The following is a 15,622-nucleotide window of genomic DNA, read 5'->3' on the forward strand; positions in this document are numbered from 1 at the left end:
AAATAATTGTCGTCCCTCAAGCTTGGCAGTGCCTGATAGATATACTGATGGCGCGGTTAAGCTCATCCCTTCATACCCATCTGCCAGAAATCAATTTCCAGTTCGGTGGCGGCTCGAAGCCGGTCACAAAGCGCATGCCAGCGTGGTGTGGCCTTTGCATCGGTGCCCAGCCGTGTGGTGATGGCATTATCGATCAACAAACCAACATCACGGCATAATGCCTGATATTCGACACTGGCATAGGTATCAATCCAGTCACGATAATCAGCCGCAGGCTGTGATGCGGCAAGTCCAGTAACAAAATCATGGTGTGTATAGGCCTGCCATGGCACTGGGCATGCGCTGCGCCATTGGTCAAAATAATGCCCGTAAGACGGCGCATTGATTACAGTGCCATGCGAAGTTTCGTTCATGATCATCCTGACAAATAGTGATGTGATATTATGACAAGATAAAGCTAACTTGAAAGGGGCATTTACCCCGCAAGGCTCATATGCAGGTAATTTGCTTCCAATTTTGTGGTGATACGGAACCGGTCACAAAGCGTTTGCCAGCGTGCTGTTGTCATGGCGTCGGCACCTAATCTATGCATAATCGCGTCATCAATTACCCTTCCGATATGATGACATGACACCTGATGATTTTTATCAGTGTAAGTCGTGATCCATCGTTGATACTTAGGTGCTGTTCTTAATGATGCAAGAAAGTTGCCAATCTCTGCATAGCCTAAAACAGATGGCGATAATACAGCCATCATATCTATGAAATCACCTGATGCCCCGACATTCTCAAAATGTATCACATAGGCCGTGGTGGCTGAGTCTTCTTCTGTTTGAAATAATTCGCGTTCGCTGATGCCGTAGTCATTACACATATCAATATACATTTGCATTTTTGAATTGATCACCTGATGCGTGATGCTTGTTGCCATGCGTATTTCTGCAATATCGCTACCCATGCTTGCTACCTGCCCCCATGCACGAGCAAAATGGATCAGGAAAATATAATTTTGCCGCAGATAACGGATAAAGCTCTCATCTGGCAGGCTTCCATCAGCCAGAGATAGAATGAATTTATGCCGCGTTAGTTCTTGCCATTCCGTTGGGCAGGTAAAGCGCCATTGGTCGAAATGACGCCCATAATATGGGGCGTCATATTTATATTTTGGAGTCTGTTTAAATACCATTAATTCTCTACAGTAATATCAATCGCAATATCAGGCACATTATTGATTGATTCAATCAGACCCGCGTCAAAAAGAAAAGACTCAAATTGAGAATAGCGTCCCGCATCAAGCGCGGCAGGGCGCAGGGCAAAGCGCGGCAATGTGTCAAACCAGGCACGATTATTCAACTCATCTTGTAATTCCGGCGATGTGGCTGAAAATATCTCCCAGCTTTTTTGTGGGTTATTGATGATGAATTGCGTAGCTAGTTCGGTGGCCTTGAGAAAGCGAACCATCTTGTCCTTATCCATTTTTGCGGGATTGGCGACATAGATCAACTCGTCATAGGGAGGCACACCTTCTTCTTCGATATAGAAGCAGCGCCCCTTTACATTCTCGATATCCATCTGGTTGAGCTCAAAATTACGAAACGCACCGATAACCGCATCAACCTGACCTGACATTAACGCAGGAGATAGTGAAAAATTCACGTTGATAAGCTCGATATCATCAAGTGTCACACCATAACGCCCCAGCACTGCCGCCAGTAAAGCCTCTTCAACACCAGCCACCGAAAAGCCGATCTTACGATCTTTCAAATCAGCAGGTGTCTTGATCGGACCATCATCCAGAACCAAAAGACAGTTCAGCGGTGTGGCAACCAATGTACCTACACGCTTTAATGGCAGGCCTTCATGCACTTGCAGGTGCAGTTGTGGTTGATAGCTCACGGCAAGATCAGCCTGACCGGCGGCGACAAGTTTTGGTGGGGCAGACGGGTCGGCTGGGGCAATAATTTCGACCTCAAGACCGGCATCGGCGAAATAGCCATTTTCCTGTGCGATGATAAGGGGACCATGATCCGGATTGATAAACCAGTCCAGCAACACGGTCATCTTATCGGCGGCACCAGCGGGGCTGGCTATCAGAAAGGCTAGAATAATAAGGGGTTTTAATAAAAGTCGCATGTTTAGGCTCCGTGATTATGTGGCAACGACGAGCAATCACGGTATAAGAGCGGAATTATATCCGTTTCCTACGCCGGTATTGCCCGGATCAGGTTCTATGGGTTGGCCAGACAGCCTCTCAGTTCTTATGAACACCCCAACGGTGTTTTGTTTATGACCTATCTGGCAGATTTTATCAAGTCCGATAGCCTTGACATATTAAAAACCCCCGAAAGCTATGCCTATTTTTATCAGGTAAGCGTAATTTAGAGATGGTGACGGGCGTCACCTGAACCCTGTCGCATGGAAGCATTTGATGACTATTGAATTGGCACCAAGACCCGCGAATGAAGAACGCCGTGCCAAAGCTGTGGTGAAAACCGGCATGCTTGATGATATGCTATCGGAGATTGGCGGACTTTAGACAATATTGCGGATCACAAGAACGCAACCCGAAATCAGCATCATGACAATAAGCAGACGCCGAAAAGCGTCACTTTGCATGCGCCTGAATAAGGCAATGCCCGCTTGCGCGGATAAAAGTGCTACAGGTATTGCCAGTGCCAGATAGGAAAGCGTCTGTATGTCATAAGCACCATTCATGGCCATCATCGCGGTGCCGCATGACAGAACCACAAAATTGAATGGTTGCAGAACCGCGCGAATTTCTGCCTTTTGCCAGTCACGCACCGCGTTCCACATCATCATCAGCGCACCTGATAGGGATGCGGCACCGCCAAATATACCCGAGATAAAACCAATCAAGGCATCAGCCGCGGGCATCGAACGGGTTACCCGCGGCAGTGATCTCTGGGCGAGAAAAAACAAACCATAGACGATAGAGATCATGCCAATAACCAGCTTCAGGATGCTGGCATCAAGATAGGACAAGCTGGCAACGCCAATAGGCACCCCGCATATGCCAGGTAGAAGAAACCATAATAGGCGGCGGGGGTTAGCACGGATCGCCTTGCGCACCACCCACACCCCCTGAGCGCCGGTGGTGATGGATACCGCCAAGGTAATTGCAACCGCTTGCATAGGCGGCATGATATGAAGCCAGAAGCCCAGCGCAAATATGGCGGTGCCAAATCCGGCTAGTCCATTTACAAAGCCACCACAAGCCGCCCCAAGTGCCAGAAACAGATAAAAGCTGGATATCATGTTGGCTTGTCCGGCTTTTTGCTGCGCTGGAAGCGTCGTCCGCTTATCACCGCATCCTGACCAAGTTTGCGCGTTACCTGATCAAGCGCCTCTTCAAGCTGGTCAGCCCGCTTGTCATCCATTTCAAACATATCAAACAGACTGGCATCGGGCGCATCATCGCCAAATTGATCGACCCCAACGCCAAGCAGACGATAGGCACGGTTGGGTGCGACTTCGGCTTTGACAAGATCGCGCGAAATGGCAAACAGAATATGCGCCTTATTGGTGCTGGTTTGCATGGTTTTACTTCGCGTCAATATCTGGTGGTTAGCGCGCTTCAATTTTATCGTCAGGCGTGAGCCGCGAATATCTTTTTCTTTCAGGCGGGTCGATACTTTCAAACATAGGGCTTCAAGCTCGGCTTCCAGATCGTCAAAGCTAGACAGGTTTTTATTGAAGGTGGTTTCGCTTGAAATACTTTTGGCGGCGGCATTAGGCGCGACCGGACGCGGGTCAATGCCGCGGGCAAGTTCCTGAATCTGGCCTGCCTGTTTGCCTAGTACGATACGAAGTGCCTGCATATCTGCAGTGGCGAGATCGCCGCATGTATAAAAGCCAGCGGCATTCAGCCGTGCGATGGCGGCTTTGCCCAAACCATAGAGAACGCCAAGATCCTGTCCAGCCAGCCAGTCATCAACATGATCCATGCCGATGATGAATAACCCGTCAGGCTTATCACGATCAGAAGCCATTTTCGCCAGCGACTTTGTACCACTCAATCCGATCGATACAGTGATGCCGATTTCGTCACGAATTTCACTTTGCAAACGTACTAGCGCCTCGACCGGACTGCATCGATGCACGGCACGGGTGCCGCTAAGGTCAAGAAAGGCTTCGTCAATCGAAACCGGTTGTACCAATGGTGTCAGGGTGAACATCTTGTCACGTATCTGGCGGCTGACAGTAACGTAATGATTCATCCGGGGACGGATAATCACGGCATCTGGACATTTTTTGATAGCGCGCCATGTGGGCATCGCAGAATGAACACCAGCCTTACGCGCAATATAACAAGCCGCCGCAACGACGCCGCGATCGCCGCCACCAACAATGACAGGCCGATCCCGGAGTTCAGGATTATCACGCTTTTCCACTGACGCATAAAAGGCATCACAATCAATATGAGCGATGTTCAGGTCGAACATTTCAGGGTGGCTTCTTATGTCATGCCCATGGCATGACGGACAGGTTGTTGGCGCGACATCATCTCCAATGAAACCGGTTTGCCCGCATGTGCGGCAAAGTATAGCGAATGATGAAGATGTCGAGATTGAAGGCGCCATAATAGAAGTGTAGCTGTCACGCCATTTGCGCGCTATGGTAAAATGGTTTAGCCGTTGAGATACCAATCAATGGTTTTCTTATAAAAGCTTGCTAGGGTGAAAGCTTGCTAGGGTGCTTGAAAGATGGTGCCTACAATACCACTTACGATTAGGTGATTTTGGTTCTGGAGACCGTTATGTCGAAGATGCAGCCTTTTGTATGGGATGATCCGTTTCTGCTGGAAAGCCAGCTTGAAGAAGATGAAAGATTAATCCGCGATTCCGCCGCCGCCTTTGCTGCTGAGCATCTTTTGCCGCGCGTAGAAAACGCATATATGAACGAGACTGTTGCGCCTGAGTTATTTGGCCTGATGGGGGAAACGGGACTGTTGGGTGTTACGGTACCTGAACAATATGGCGGTATTGGTGCCAGCTATGTTGCTTATGGGCTTGTTGCGCGTGAAGTGGAGCGCATTGATTCAGGCTATCGTTCGATGATGTCTGTTCAGTCATCTTTGGTGATGTTTCCGATCTATGAATATGGATCAGAAGAACAACGCCTGAAATATCTGCCAAAATTGGCCAGTGGTGATTTTATAGGGTGCTTTGGTTTGACCGAACCAGATGCCGGATCGGACCCGGCGGCGATGAAAACACGGGCTGAAAAAACCAAGGGTGGCTATCGGATTACAGGTTCGAAAATGTGGATTTCGAACGCGCCTATCGCCGATGTGTTTGTCGTCTGGGCCAAATCAGATGCGCATGATGGCAAGATAAAAGGTTTTATTCTGGAAAAAGATATGGCTGGTCTGTCTGCGCCTAAAATTGGTGGTAAGCTGTCATTGCGCGCGTCGGTGACTGGTGAAATTGTTATGGATGCGGTTGAGGTTGGTGAAGATGCGATTCTGCCGCATGTCGAAGGGTTGAAAGGGCCATTTGGTTGTCTTAACCGTGCCCGTTATGGCATCAGCTGGGGCGTTATGGGCGCCGCCGAAGATTGCTGGCATCGGGCACGCCAATATGGTCTTGACCGCAAACAGTTTGACCGCCCGCTAGCGCAAACCCAATTGTTCCAGAAAAAGCTGGCGGATATGCAAACCGAAATTGCCCTGGGTTTGCAAGGGTCACTGCGTCTTGGACGGTTGATGGATGAAGGCCGCTTTGCGCCAGAAATCATTTCGATCATGAAGCGTAACAATTGCGGCAAGGCTTTGGATATCGCACGCGCGTCACGTGATATGCATGGCGGTAATGGTATTCAGATCGGGTATCATATCATGCGCCATGCGCAGAATCTGGAAACGGTGAATACCTATGAAGGCACGCATGATGTGCATGCGCTGATCCTTGGGCGTGCCCAAACTGGTCTACAGGCGTTTTTCTAGGTTGGATTTGGGGCTGTGCGCTTTGGTGTTTGGGCGTTTCGGCGTTTGGATCTGATAGTCTTATTGTAAATGCTTTTCAAAATGCGTCCTGATCGCAGCCAGCATTTGCGGGGTGTCAGCATCCATAAATACCTCTATATCAGGCCACTCAATTCGGCTGATGGAACTGGCATGATCTTGTATGATCGGGCGGGCACCTTCGTCGCCTTGTAATGTTGCCAATAATTTGAAAAATGCGTTGCCAAAGATCACCGGGTTGCGGCGCTGACCTTTGCAGAATGGCAAGCTTATGGTGGTATCGGCTGCAGGGTTGGCTTTATGCGCCGCGCATAATTCGTTGATTAGTATTGGCGGTATAAGTGGCATGTCACCAAGTGCGATCAACACATCATCAGTGTCTTTAGCCATGGCCTTCAGCCCTGCCTTTATCGAGCTAGCTTGACCATTTGTATAATCGGGGTTTCTGACAATTGTTACAGGCATGCCGTCTAACGCATCAATCACCGAATTGGCCTTATGGCCTGTCACCACGATGATTTCATCAAATTGGGTCTGGCATATATTTTTCACGCTATGCCTGATCAGTGGTGTGCCGCCAAGCGGTGCCAGCAATTTTGCCCCTGCCTGCATACGTTTGGACAGGCCAGCAGCCAGAATGATGGCGGTGATCTTGCGTCCGATCATCGGCTATTCCGTGTGGCGATCAATTCAGCCAGAATCGATATGGCGATGTCTGCCGGATGTCTGGCGCCGATATCTAGCCCCGCAGGGGCGTGAATGCGGGCAACGCTATTGGCATCGCATCCTGCCGCCAGTAATCGCGTGACGCGTTTTTCATGTGTGCGCCGACTGCCAAGGGCGGCGATATAAAACATATCACTGGCCAGCGCCGGGATCAGCGCATCATCGTCAATTTTCGGATCATGCGTCAGCGTTATCATCGCTGTCTGGGCATCCAGAGTCATGGTCTGCAATGCGGTTTCCGGCCATTCGGTGATGATGGTGCAATCAATAAAACGGGCTTCATTGGCAAAGCGGCTTCGCGGATCAATCAGCGTTACATCAAGGCCGATACGGCGCGCCATAGGTATCAGATGCTGGGCAATATGAACGCCGCCAACGACGATAAGCCGCGGGGCGGGAGGCTGGACAAATATGAAATGTGTGTCGTTATATATCTGCGATTGCGTTATTTCGGCAGGTATCGATATAGCGGCTTCACTTTTGCCAGTGGCGGCGTTGAGTGCAAAGCGGACTGTTTGGCGGGCGCGGCTGTGTGCGGCGGCAGAAGCAAGAGTGCCAGCATCAATCCCCTGATCGCCAACAGGGCAAAGCAGAACAGCAATCGACCCACCACAAGACAAACCAATATCCCAGGCGGTTTCATCAGCCACGCCAAAATCAAGACGTGTGCCAGTGCCGCTAGCCTGTGCGGCCGAGGCGGCTTCGATAACAGCCGCTTCGACACAACCGCCTGATACTGAACCTTCGATATGGTCATCATCACGTATCAGCATGATAGACCCCGCCTGTCGCGGTGATGATCCCCATGTCTGCATCACAAAAGCTATGGCAAGTTTATGCCCTGCCTGTTGCCAGTCATCGGCCAGTTCAAGCAAATAATTGACGTCATGTGCCATTTGGATGTTCCATAGGGGTTTCTGTTCAGCGTAATGTATTGAGGTGCTAGGATAACGCACTTTACCAAGTCAGTTCAGTATTGTTTGGCAGATAATGACTATATCACTCAGTTCGATATGGCTGGGATATATTTAGCAGGAAGCAGGCATGGAACTTAAAGATACATACGATATTCCAGTACCGGTAGAGACTGTATGGGCAGCCTTGAATGATACCGAAATTCTGGCAGCGACAATTCCGGGATGCCAAGAGCTGACCCGTGATAGCGACACCGACCTATCAGCCAAGGTGAAATTGAAAATCGGTCCGGTTTCGGCAATTTTCAGCGGCAATGTGACCTTGTCCGATTTACAACCGCCTCATGCCTATACCATTTCGGGAAAAGGCAGTGGCGGGGTTGCTGGTGGTGCCACCGGCTTGGCCAAGGTGACGCTGAGCCCAATTGATGGCGGTGCGGGTACGCGCCTGTCCTATGATGTGAGTGCCGCGGTGACTGGCAAGATCGCTCAGCTGGGATCGAGGCTGATCGAGTCAACATCGAAAAAGCTGGCCGGACAGTTTTTTGCCGCCTTTGCCAAGCATTTTGAAGAGCAGAGTCAGGAATAAACAGTATATCTGTGCCGTCAGGATAAGCGATGATTGCCGTGCCTATTTATTGGCGCGCGATGGTCAGCGTTGCCCGCAAGCCATCCGAGGTGTTCTGGAAATATAGACTGCCGCCATGCTGTTCGGCGATGGTGGTGGCAACCGTCAGCCCCATACCAAAGCCATCTATGCTGGCCGCATTTTCCCCACGCTTGAAAGGAGCCGTTAGCGATCCGATTTCGTCTTCGCTCATGCCGGTACCAAAATCATCAATGTGAATGCTGGCAATTTCCGATGAGGCTTCCAATGACACGATTGCCTTGCGGCCATATTTCAGCGCGTTATCGATTAGATTGATGATCGCCCGTTGCAGGGAAAGCGGCTGTGCCGTGACAATTATTCTGTTGGTTTTGAGCAGGGCGCCGCGCAGGGATGTTGGCTTGCTATCAGAAAAAATTGTCCAGGTGGAGATTTTTTTGGCTTCCTGTTCCTGCAAGGTCACCGGATAGCCCGCATCCTGAAAGTCGGCAACCACCGAATCAACAAGCGAGAATAATGACATTTTGCGTGGCTTTTCGATATTCATTTCCGATTGTGTGTAGTCAAGTACGCTCGCGATCATGCCGGTCATGTGGTCAATATCGGCATCCATTTTCTGGCGTAGTTCATCATCTTCGATCAGAGCGGCGCGTAATCGTAAGCGCGCAGCTGGTGTGCCGAGATCATGACTGACACCCGATAGAAACATCGCGCGTTTTGACAAGGATTCCCCTTCGGCCTGACGATGCGCATTAATTGCCGTAATCATCGCACGAAGTTCTCTTGGCCCCTCAGGCGTATAGCTGGCTGATCCGCGCGCCGACCAGCGGCCAGACAGAATGCTGGCAAAGGACACGAAGGCGCTGCTTGTATTGGCAATCAGTGCCGATAGGACGGCCAGCGCCAGAATCGGAATGGCCACGGCAAGCAGGCGATAGTCAGTCGGTGCTGCCTCACACCCCCAGATCGCATTGCCGTCAACGCGTATCCAAGGTCGGTTTTCATAGGTGATGAATAAGGTGGCGTTGGCGCAGTAGCTGGCCAGTAAACGGGTTACGCTGGCAAGGTTGGCACCAGGCGCGGTTTGCTTGGATTGTTCAAGCTCGGCAACAGGATATTTTAGATCCGGCGATATCACTGCAAGCGCCATACGCTGGCCAATGTTGCTGGTCGATGATGTGACACCAAATGACATTAGCGTGATGTGATCTGCAGGTGCCACTTCGGGTAATTGCGAAAAGCGCCCCGCTTCGGCCAGACGCTGTAACGGAAGCGACAATTTGGTTAACTGCAAGCCATCTATTGGCGAGGTGCCATCGCGCACCGTTTCGAACAGGCTTAGTCCTGACATATATGATTTATGCAGATGCTGTTTCCATTGCGCTTCGGAATACATCCATAGCCAGCTTGACAAGATGCCAGCCAAGCCTGCGCTGATGATCCATATCGTCGCGCGCATCTGTAAACTGAGAATGATCTTCATCAGATTTCTGTTTGCGTTACGTCAACTGCAAAAATATAGCCAACGCCACGTTCGGTTTTCAATAAGGCTGGATTTTTTGGGTTCTCTTCAATCTTGCCACGCAACCGGCCTACCAGAACATCTAAGGCACGGCCAGAACTGTCCATATTGATATCGCCAGCCTGGGTGACATCCATGGCCGTGGTGATTTCCTCGCGCGTCAGGGGCACATGTGGATTAGCAAGTAATACCTTGAGCAAGCGTGTTTCGCGTTGTGACAGGGCAATCTGAATGCCATCCGGCGACAGCACTTCGTCTTTCTTGCCATCATAGACCCAGCCCGCGAAGCTGTAGAGCGAGGTGTTGCGCCGATAGTTCAGCGAGGCCGAACGCCGGACACGACGCAGAACCGCCTTGACGCGTGCCAACAAGAGATCGGGATTGAAAGGCTTGGCAATATAATCATCGGCACCGACCTCATAGCCGGACATACGCTGATGATCTGCCGACAAGGCCGATACCAGAATGATCGGCACATCCTGTTCCCGGCGCAATTCCTTGCATAATTCGATGCCGTTTTCCTCACCAAGCATAACATCAAGTAAAATCAGTTCGATTCGCCCAGCCAAAATATGATGCTGTATTTCCCGTCCTGTGGCTGCTGTATGCACCATGAAACCGTGCTTGCGCAGATATTGCGCCATCATCTGGCGCATCTCCATATCGTCATCAACAACCAAAATAGTGGGTACAGACATTACAAATCTTTCACAATTAGGTAACGAAAAGACATTATCTTAGTAATGCAAAAGAGGCATCTTAGTAACAAAAGGCAACAAAAACCATATTTAGGTAACAATGTGTAATATTTTGGGAAAAAAAATCGCATTCGCTCAAAAATTGACCAAGAACGACATTGAAACACTGTGCCGCTCAGGTCAGTGTGTTGCACCTTAAATGCATTTGTATCTGGGAGGATTGTAATGAATTCTAAATTTGTATCAGTGGCAACCGCCGCTATCATGACTGTGGCCGCAGGTGCTGCTAATGCTGAACCACAAGCTGAGGTTCTGCACTGGTGGACTTCAGGTGGTGAAGCAAAATCTGTTGCCGTTTTGCAGCAGGAATTTGACGGCCGCGGTGGCACATGGACAGACATGCCTGTAGCTGGTGGTGGCGGTGACGCAGCCATGACAGCACTTCGTGCACGTGTTCTTGCTGGCAACGCGCCAACAGCTGTTCAGCTGAAAGGCCCTGCCATTCAGGAATGGTATGAAGAAGGTGTTCTTGCTGACATTTCTTCAGTTGCCAAAGCAAATGGATGGGCAGACGTTCTGCCACCATCAATCGCCAATCACATGAAATGTGAAGATACCTGGTGCGCAGCACCTGTAAACGTTCATCGTATTGACTGGATCTGGGCAAATGCCGATGTGCTGTCTAGGAACGGTATCAAGATGCCAACAACATGGGCTGAATTCAACGCAGCCGCAGCAAAGCTGCAAGCTGCCGGCGTTACGCCTCTGGCACATGGTGGTCAGGCATGGCAGGACGCAACAGTATTTGAAGCTGTAGCCCTTGGTATTGGTGGCGCGGACTTCTTCCAGAAGGCCTTCGTTGATCTTGATCCAGCAACTTTGAAGTCTGACACAATGGTTAAAGTGTTCGACCAGATGCGCACAATGCGCGGTTTTGTTGACAGCAACTTCTCAGGCCGTGACTGGAACCTTGCAACAGCAATGGTCATGAATGGCGAAGCTGCTTTCCAGATCATGGGCGACTGGGCAAAGGGTGAATTCTTAGCTGCTGGCAAGAAGCCTGGCGTGGACTTCCTTTGTGCATCAACACCTGGTGAAGGCTTCCTCTATAATGTTGACAGCTTTGCCATGTTCAGCGTTGACGGTAAGGACAAGAAAGACGGTCAGCTTCTGCTTGCCGAGCTTATCGTTGGTAAAAACTTCCAGAAGGTATTCAACCTGAACAAAGGTTCAATCCCTGCACGTGTTGACGTGGCTTTGGACGAGTTTGACAGCTGTGCACATACATCAGCCAAAGATATGGCTGATAGCAACAAAGGTGGTTCACTGCTTCCATCTTACGCACATGGCATGGCACTTCGCGGTGCACAGGCCGGTGCTATCACTGACGTTGTGACAGCACATTTCAATTCAGACATGTCTTCAGCTGATGCTGTGAAGATGCTGGCTGATGCGGTTGCAAATAGCCTTTAGATAATTCTGCCCCGTCCGGTGCTATAATCGGACGGGGTTTATTTTTGGAGGATGAAGATGTCAGAATGGCTAGAGCGACATATACCCAAAATGGTTTTGGCTCCATCCTTTGCCGCCATCTTGATTTTTGTTTATGGATTTATTGGCTGGACAGCTTGGGTGTCACTGACAAAATCCAAGCTGCTGCCGAAATATGATATTGTTGGTCTGTTTCAATATGACCGTCTTTTTGCATCCCCGCGCTGGGATACAGCTATCGATAATTTGTTTATTTTCGGATTTCTGTTCATCGTCATTTCGATGATACTGGGTTTGCTTCTGGCAATTATGCTGGATCAGAAAATCCGTACCGAAGGTGCGCTTCGCACCATTTTCTTATACCCGATGGCCTTGTCACTGATTGTGACGGGTACGGCCTGGAAATGGATTTTGAATCCGGGTCTAGGTCTGGAAGCCACGGTCAAAGGCTGGGGTTTCGAGAGCTTTACCTTTGACTGGTTAGTCAATCCGGATATGGCGATCTATACAGTCGTGATCGCCGGTGTCTGGCAGGCTTCGGGCTTTGTCATGGCTTTGTTTCTGGCAGGATTGCGATCTGTTGATCAGGAAATTATCAAAGCCGCGCAAGTTGATGGTATCCCGACATGGCGTATTTATTCGGCGATTATCATTCCTTCGATGGCGCCCATTTTCCTGTCTGCCTTTATTGTATTGGCGCATCTTGCGATTAAAAGTTTCGATCTGGTCATTGCCCTGACAGGTGGTGGTCCGGGCTATGCAACCGATCTGCCAGCGACCTTTATGTATACGATGGCATTTTCACGCGGCAATATCGGTCAGGCGGCAAGTTCGGCCATGGTCATGATGGCTGTCGTTTTTGCGATTGTGGTGCCTTATCTTTATTCCGAATTGCGAGCAAAAAATGATGGATGATATTCACAGCACATCGCAAACGAATATGATTGGCAAGCTGGCCTTGAGATGGGGGCTTTATATTCTGCTATGCCTGTTTGCATTATATTACCTGATGCCGCTTTTTGTGATGGTTACAACGTCGCTGAAAAGCCTTGATGAAATCCGTACTGGATCATTGGTGGCTTTGCCGCGTGACGTAACATTTGCAGCCTGGGGCACCGCATGGTCGAGTGCCTGTACGGGGATTCAGTGTGAAGGTCTGCGTCCCTATTTCTGGAATTCGGTTCTTCTGGCAGTGCCTGCGGTGCTGATTTCAACGCTTATTGGTGCGATTAATGGCTATGTCATTGCCAAATGGCGGTTCAAAGGCGCGAATCTGATTTTTTCACTGATGCTGTTCGGCTGCTTTATTCCGTTTCAGGTGGTGCTGTTGCCAATGGCGCGGATGCTGGGTCTTATGGGCATGGCAGGATCAATTACGGGGCTGATTTTTGTGCATGTGGTTTATGGCATCGGTTTTACGACGCTGTTTTTCAGGAATTATTATGTCACCATTCCCACCGAGCTGGTGAAAGCTGCCAAAGTTGATGGTGCTGGTTTCTTCCGCATTCTGTGGGAAATTTTTCTGCCGCTTTCGCTTCCCATCATTGTGGTTACGATCATCTGGCAATTCACCCAAATATGGAATGACTTTCTGTTTGGCGTGTCATTTTCGCAAGCTGGAACGCAACCTGTGACGGTGGCACTCAATAATATTGTGAATTCAACAACTGGTGTCAAAGAATACAATGTCGATATGGCATCTGCGATTATCGCGGCCTTGCCAACGCTCGTTGTGTATGTTGTCGCTGGCAAATATTTTATCCGCGGTCTGACTGCGGGTTCGGTTAAAGGATAAAGAACATGGTGCCAATCCTCGAAATCAAGAATCTGTTCAAAAATTATGGATCGTTGAATATTCTTAATGATGTCAATGTATCAATCGGGTCAGGTGACTTCCTGGTGCTTGTTGGCCCATCAGGTTGCGGTAAATCTACGTTGCTGAACTGTATTGCCGGTCTTGAACCGATCAGCGGCGGATCGATTGAAATTGGCGGTCAGGACATGACGCATGTCAGCCCGAAAGATCGTAATATTGCCATGGTGTTTCAATCCTACGCGCTTTACCCAACTATGACGGTTGCCAAGAATATCACCTTTGGCATGAAGGTACGTGGTGTCGAAAAGGCAGAGCAGGATATCAAGCTGGCCGAGGTAGCGCGGCAGTTGCAGATCGAACCATTACTAAGTCGTCGTCCGGCGCAGCTTTCCGGTGGCCAGCGTCAGCGTGTTGCCATGGGACGTGCGCTTGTACGCGATCCAAAGCTGTTTTTGTTTGATGAGCCTTTATCCAATCTGGACGCAAAATTACGCGTCGAGATGCGCACCGAAATCAAGAAACTTCACCAGAATCTTGAAGCATCAATGGTCTATGTGACGCATGACCAGATCGAAGCCATGACATTGGCCACCAAGATTGTCGTCATGAAAGGTGGTGTGGTTCAGCAGATCGGCACGCCAGCCGAAATCTATAGCAAACCAGCCAATCTGTTTGTTGCAGATTTCATGGGATCGCCAGCGATGAATCTGATTCCTGCCAAGGCTAAGAAAAACGGTTCCGGCTACAATGTTATCATCGAGCGGGCGGGAGGCGAGCCACTAGTTCTGCATGAAAAGCGGACGAAAAAACTACCCGCCAATGTCGTGGTTGGACTGCGGCCAGAAGATATCGGTGATGCGCAATATCGCAAAGGGCGTGATCTGCATGTTTCATCATGTCAGGTTGATGTTGTTGAGCCAGCTGGTGCCGATACTTTTGTGCTGATGTCGCTGGGTGGCAAGGAAGTCACAGCGCGGCTACATGCCGAAACGGCAGCCACAGCCGGTACGGATATGGAATTTGCCTTTGATATGAAAAAGCTGTCTTATTTTGATGCCGATACCGGCTCGCGTCTGGAATTAGGGTAAAAGCGTTTGCTGACGCTTTATTTGATGTCTCTGACTATGGACGTAGATAGGGTGAACACAGTATCATGCGTCTGAAACATTATTTCGACCAAACATAGGCCGTTGCCTGTGGGTGTCTGGGCTCTAGCTATATGACGTGGCCTTGGGGCTAGGTTGTGCATAGGGTGAGACAAAGCAGAATGAGTTTACTGGTTGCAGATATCGGCGGCACAAATGTGCGCTTTGGCGTGGCTGCCGATGCCACTTCGCCGCTGGCGCATGTGCGGATCATGACATGTGCATCATACCCGACCTTTGCCGATGCGATTGCCGCGTTTCTGGCACCACTAGATGTTTCGATCAGCTATATTTCGGTTGCTGTTGCCGGGCCGGTGAATGACGATCTTGTTGATGTGACGAATAATCATTGGGCGTTTGACAAGGGGGCTTTGATGCAGGCACTTGGCGTTGATGGCATTCTGGTCATTAATGACTTTACCGCCCAAGCGCTTGCGCAAAGTGATCCTACGGCAAATGGCAATGTGCAGATTTGTGCAGGTGTGTCTGACCCGAAGGCACCTTTATTGGTGATCGGGCCAGGTACCGGCCTTGGGGTTTCGGCCTTAATCCCCGCAGATGGTGATTTTGTGCCAATCGAAGGTGAAGGCGGACATGTATCTTTTGCGCCGCGTACAGCAGATGAAATAGCCCTATTGGCGTTTTTGAACCAGACCATGCCGCATGTCTCGGCTGAGCGGGTCGTTAGTGGATCGGGGCTGGAAAATGTTTATGCGTTCA

General features: G+C 49.9%; 16 protein-coding genes and 1 riboswitch. Of the genes, 7 read left to right on the top strand and 9 right to left on the bottom strand.

Features of this window, described 5'->3' with window-relative positions:
* Positions 1 to 62 precede the first annotated feature (62 nt).
* The 5 genes from ACTF7Q_RS08305 to ACTF7Q_RS08325 all read right to left on the bottom strand — a co-directional run bounded on the left by ACTF7Q_RS08305 (position 63) and on the right by ACTF7Q_RS08325 (position 4,601).
* Positions 63 to 413, bottom strand: coding sequence for a hypothetical protein (locus ACTF7Q_RS08305; RefSeq protein ID WP_438997376.1), 351 nt, complete (start codon positions 411 to 413; stop codon positions 63 to 65).
* A 62-nt stretch (positions 414 to 475) separates the two neighbouring features.
* Entirely contained in the window at positions 476 to 1,186 is a 711-nt protein-coding gene (locus ACTF7Q_RS08310; RefSeq protein WP_438997377.1) for a TenA family protein, read from the bottom strand.
* Positions 1,186 to 2,133 (bottom strand): ABC transporter substrate-binding protein, encoded by a 948-nt coding sequence (locus ACTF7Q_RS08315; protein ID WP_438997378.1) that lies wholly within the window; start codon positions 2,131 to 2,133, stop codon positions 1,186 to 1,188. The genes ACTF7Q_RS08310 and ACTF7Q_RS08315 overlap by 1 nt, the downstream gene beginning before the upstream one ends.
* A gap of 48 nt (positions 2,134 to 2,181) precedes the next feature.
* Positions 2,182 to 2,282, bottom strand: a riboswitch (TPP riboswitch).
* A gap of 250 nt (positions 2,283 to 2,532) precedes the next feature.
* A complete protein-coding gene (locus ACTF7Q_RS08320; protein ID WP_438997379.1) occupies positions 2,533 to 3,276 on the bottom strand; it encodes a sulfite exporter TauE/SafE family protein in 744 nt (247 codons plus the stop codon).
* Positions 3,273 to 4,601: a DNA polymerase IV gene (locus ACTF7Q_RS08325; protein WP_438997380.1), complete on the bottom strand. Its 1,329-nt coding sequence runs from the start codon at positions 4,599 to 4,601 to the stop codon at positions 3,273 to 3,275. Before ACTF7Q_RS08325 ends, ACTF7Q_RS08320 begins: the two co-directional genes overlap by 4 nt.
* A 185-nt stretch (positions 4,602 to 4,786) precedes the next feature.
* On the opposite strand from ACTF7Q_RS08325, the gene ACTF7Q_RS08330 reads away from it, so the two are divergent.
* Positions 4,787 to 5,965 (top strand): acyl-CoA dehydrogenase, encoded by a 1,179-nt coding sequence (locus ACTF7Q_RS08330; protein WP_438997390.1) that lies wholly within the window; start codon positions 4,787 to 4,789, stop codon positions 5,963 to 5,965.
* A gap of 60 nt (positions 5,966 to 6,025) precedes the next feature.
* Here ACTF7Q_RS08330 and ACTF7Q_RS08335 read toward each other — a convergent pair whose 3' ends face one another.
* Both ACTF7Q_RS08335 and ACTF7Q_RS08340 read right to left on the bottom strand, forming a co-directional pair.
* The gene (locus ACTF7Q_RS08335; RefSeq protein ID WP_438997381.1) at positions 6,026 to 6,649 is read right to left on the bottom strand and encodes a nucleotidyltransferase family protein; all 624 of its coding nucleotides are present in this window, start codon (positions 6,647 to 6,649) and stop codon (positions 6,026 to 6,028) included.
* The gene (locus ACTF7Q_RS08340) at positions 6,646 to 7,605 is read right to left on the bottom strand and encodes an XdhC family protein (RefSeq protein WP_438997382.1); all 960 of its coding nucleotides are present in this window, start codon (positions 7,603 to 7,605) and stop codon (positions 6,646 to 6,648) included. Before ACTF7Q_RS08340 ends, ACTF7Q_RS08335 begins: the two co-directional genes overlap by 4 nt.
* Before the next feature lie 148 nt (positions 7,606 to 7,753).
* Here ACTF7Q_RS08340 and ACTF7Q_RS08345 point away from each other — a divergent pair, with 148 nt between their 5' ends.
* Positions 7,754 to 8,212: a CoxG family protein gene (locus ACTF7Q_RS08345; protein WP_438997383.1), complete on the top strand. Its 459-nt coding sequence runs from the start codon at positions 7,754 to 7,756 to the stop codon at positions 8,210 to 8,212.
* A gap of 46 nt (positions 8,213 to 8,258) precedes the next feature.
* On the opposite strand, the gene ACTF7Q_RS08350 is transcribed toward ACTF7Q_RS08345, so the two are convergent.
* On the bottom strand, positions 8,259 to 9,713 hold the full coding sequence (locus ACTF7Q_RS08350) for a sensor histidine kinase (protein ID WP_438997384.1): 1,455 nt from the start codon (positions 9,711 to 9,713) through the stop codon (positions 8,259 to 8,261).
* Positions 9,713 to 10,450: a response regulator transcription factor gene (locus ACTF7Q_RS08355; protein WP_438997385.1), complete on the bottom strand. Its 738-nt coding sequence runs from the start codon at positions 10,448 to 10,450 to the stop codon at positions 9,713 to 9,715. Before ACTF7Q_RS08355 ends, ACTF7Q_RS08350 begins: the two co-directional genes overlap by 1 nt.
* A gap of 225 nt (positions 10,451 to 10,675) precedes the next feature.
* Here ACTF7Q_RS08355 and ACTF7Q_RS08360 point away from each other — a divergent pair, with 225 nt between their 5' ends.
* From ACTF7Q_RS08360 to ACTF7Q_RS08380, 5 genes are all read left to right on the top strand, one after another.
* The gene (locus ACTF7Q_RS08360; RefSeq protein WP_438997386.1) at positions 10,676 to 11,923 is read left to right on the top strand and encodes an ABC transporter substrate-binding protein; all 1,248 of its coding nucleotides are present in this window, start codon (positions 10,676 to 10,678) and stop codon (positions 11,921 to 11,923) included.
* A gap of 57 nt (positions 11,924 to 11,980) precedes the next feature.
* The gene (locus ACTF7Q_RS08365; protein WP_332925188.1) at positions 11,981 to 12,856 is read left to right on the top strand and encodes a carbohydrate ABC transporter permease; all 876 of its coding nucleotides are present in this window, start codon (positions 11,981 to 11,983) and stop codon (positions 12,854 to 12,856) included.
* Complete coding sequence (locus tag ACTF7Q_RS08370) at positions 12,849 to 13,736, top strand: carbohydrate ABC transporter permease (protein WP_438997387.1); 888 nt, start codon at positions 12,849 to 12,851, stop codon at positions 13,734 to 13,736. Before ACTF7Q_RS08365 ends, ACTF7Q_RS08370 begins: the two co-directional genes overlap by 8 nt.
* Before the next feature lie 5 nt (positions 13,737 to 13,741).
* Entirely contained in the window at positions 13,742 to 14,845 is a 1,104-nt protein-coding gene (locus ACTF7Q_RS08375; RefSeq protein WP_438997388.1) for an ABC transporter ATP-binding protein, read from the top strand.
* Positions 14,846 to 15,024: 179 nt separating this feature from the next.
* A partial coding sequence (locus tag ACTF7Q_RS08380; RefSeq protein WP_438997389.1) for a glucokinase occupies positions 15,025 to 15,622 on the top strand: 598 nt, incomplete at its 3' end.

It is taken from the genome of Puniceispirillum sp. (SeqCode), from assembly GCF_965657105.1.
In the GTDB taxonomy this organism is placed as follows: domain Bacteria; phylum Pseudomonadota; class Alphaproteobacteria; order Puniceispirillales; family Puniceispirillaceae; genus Puniceispirillum.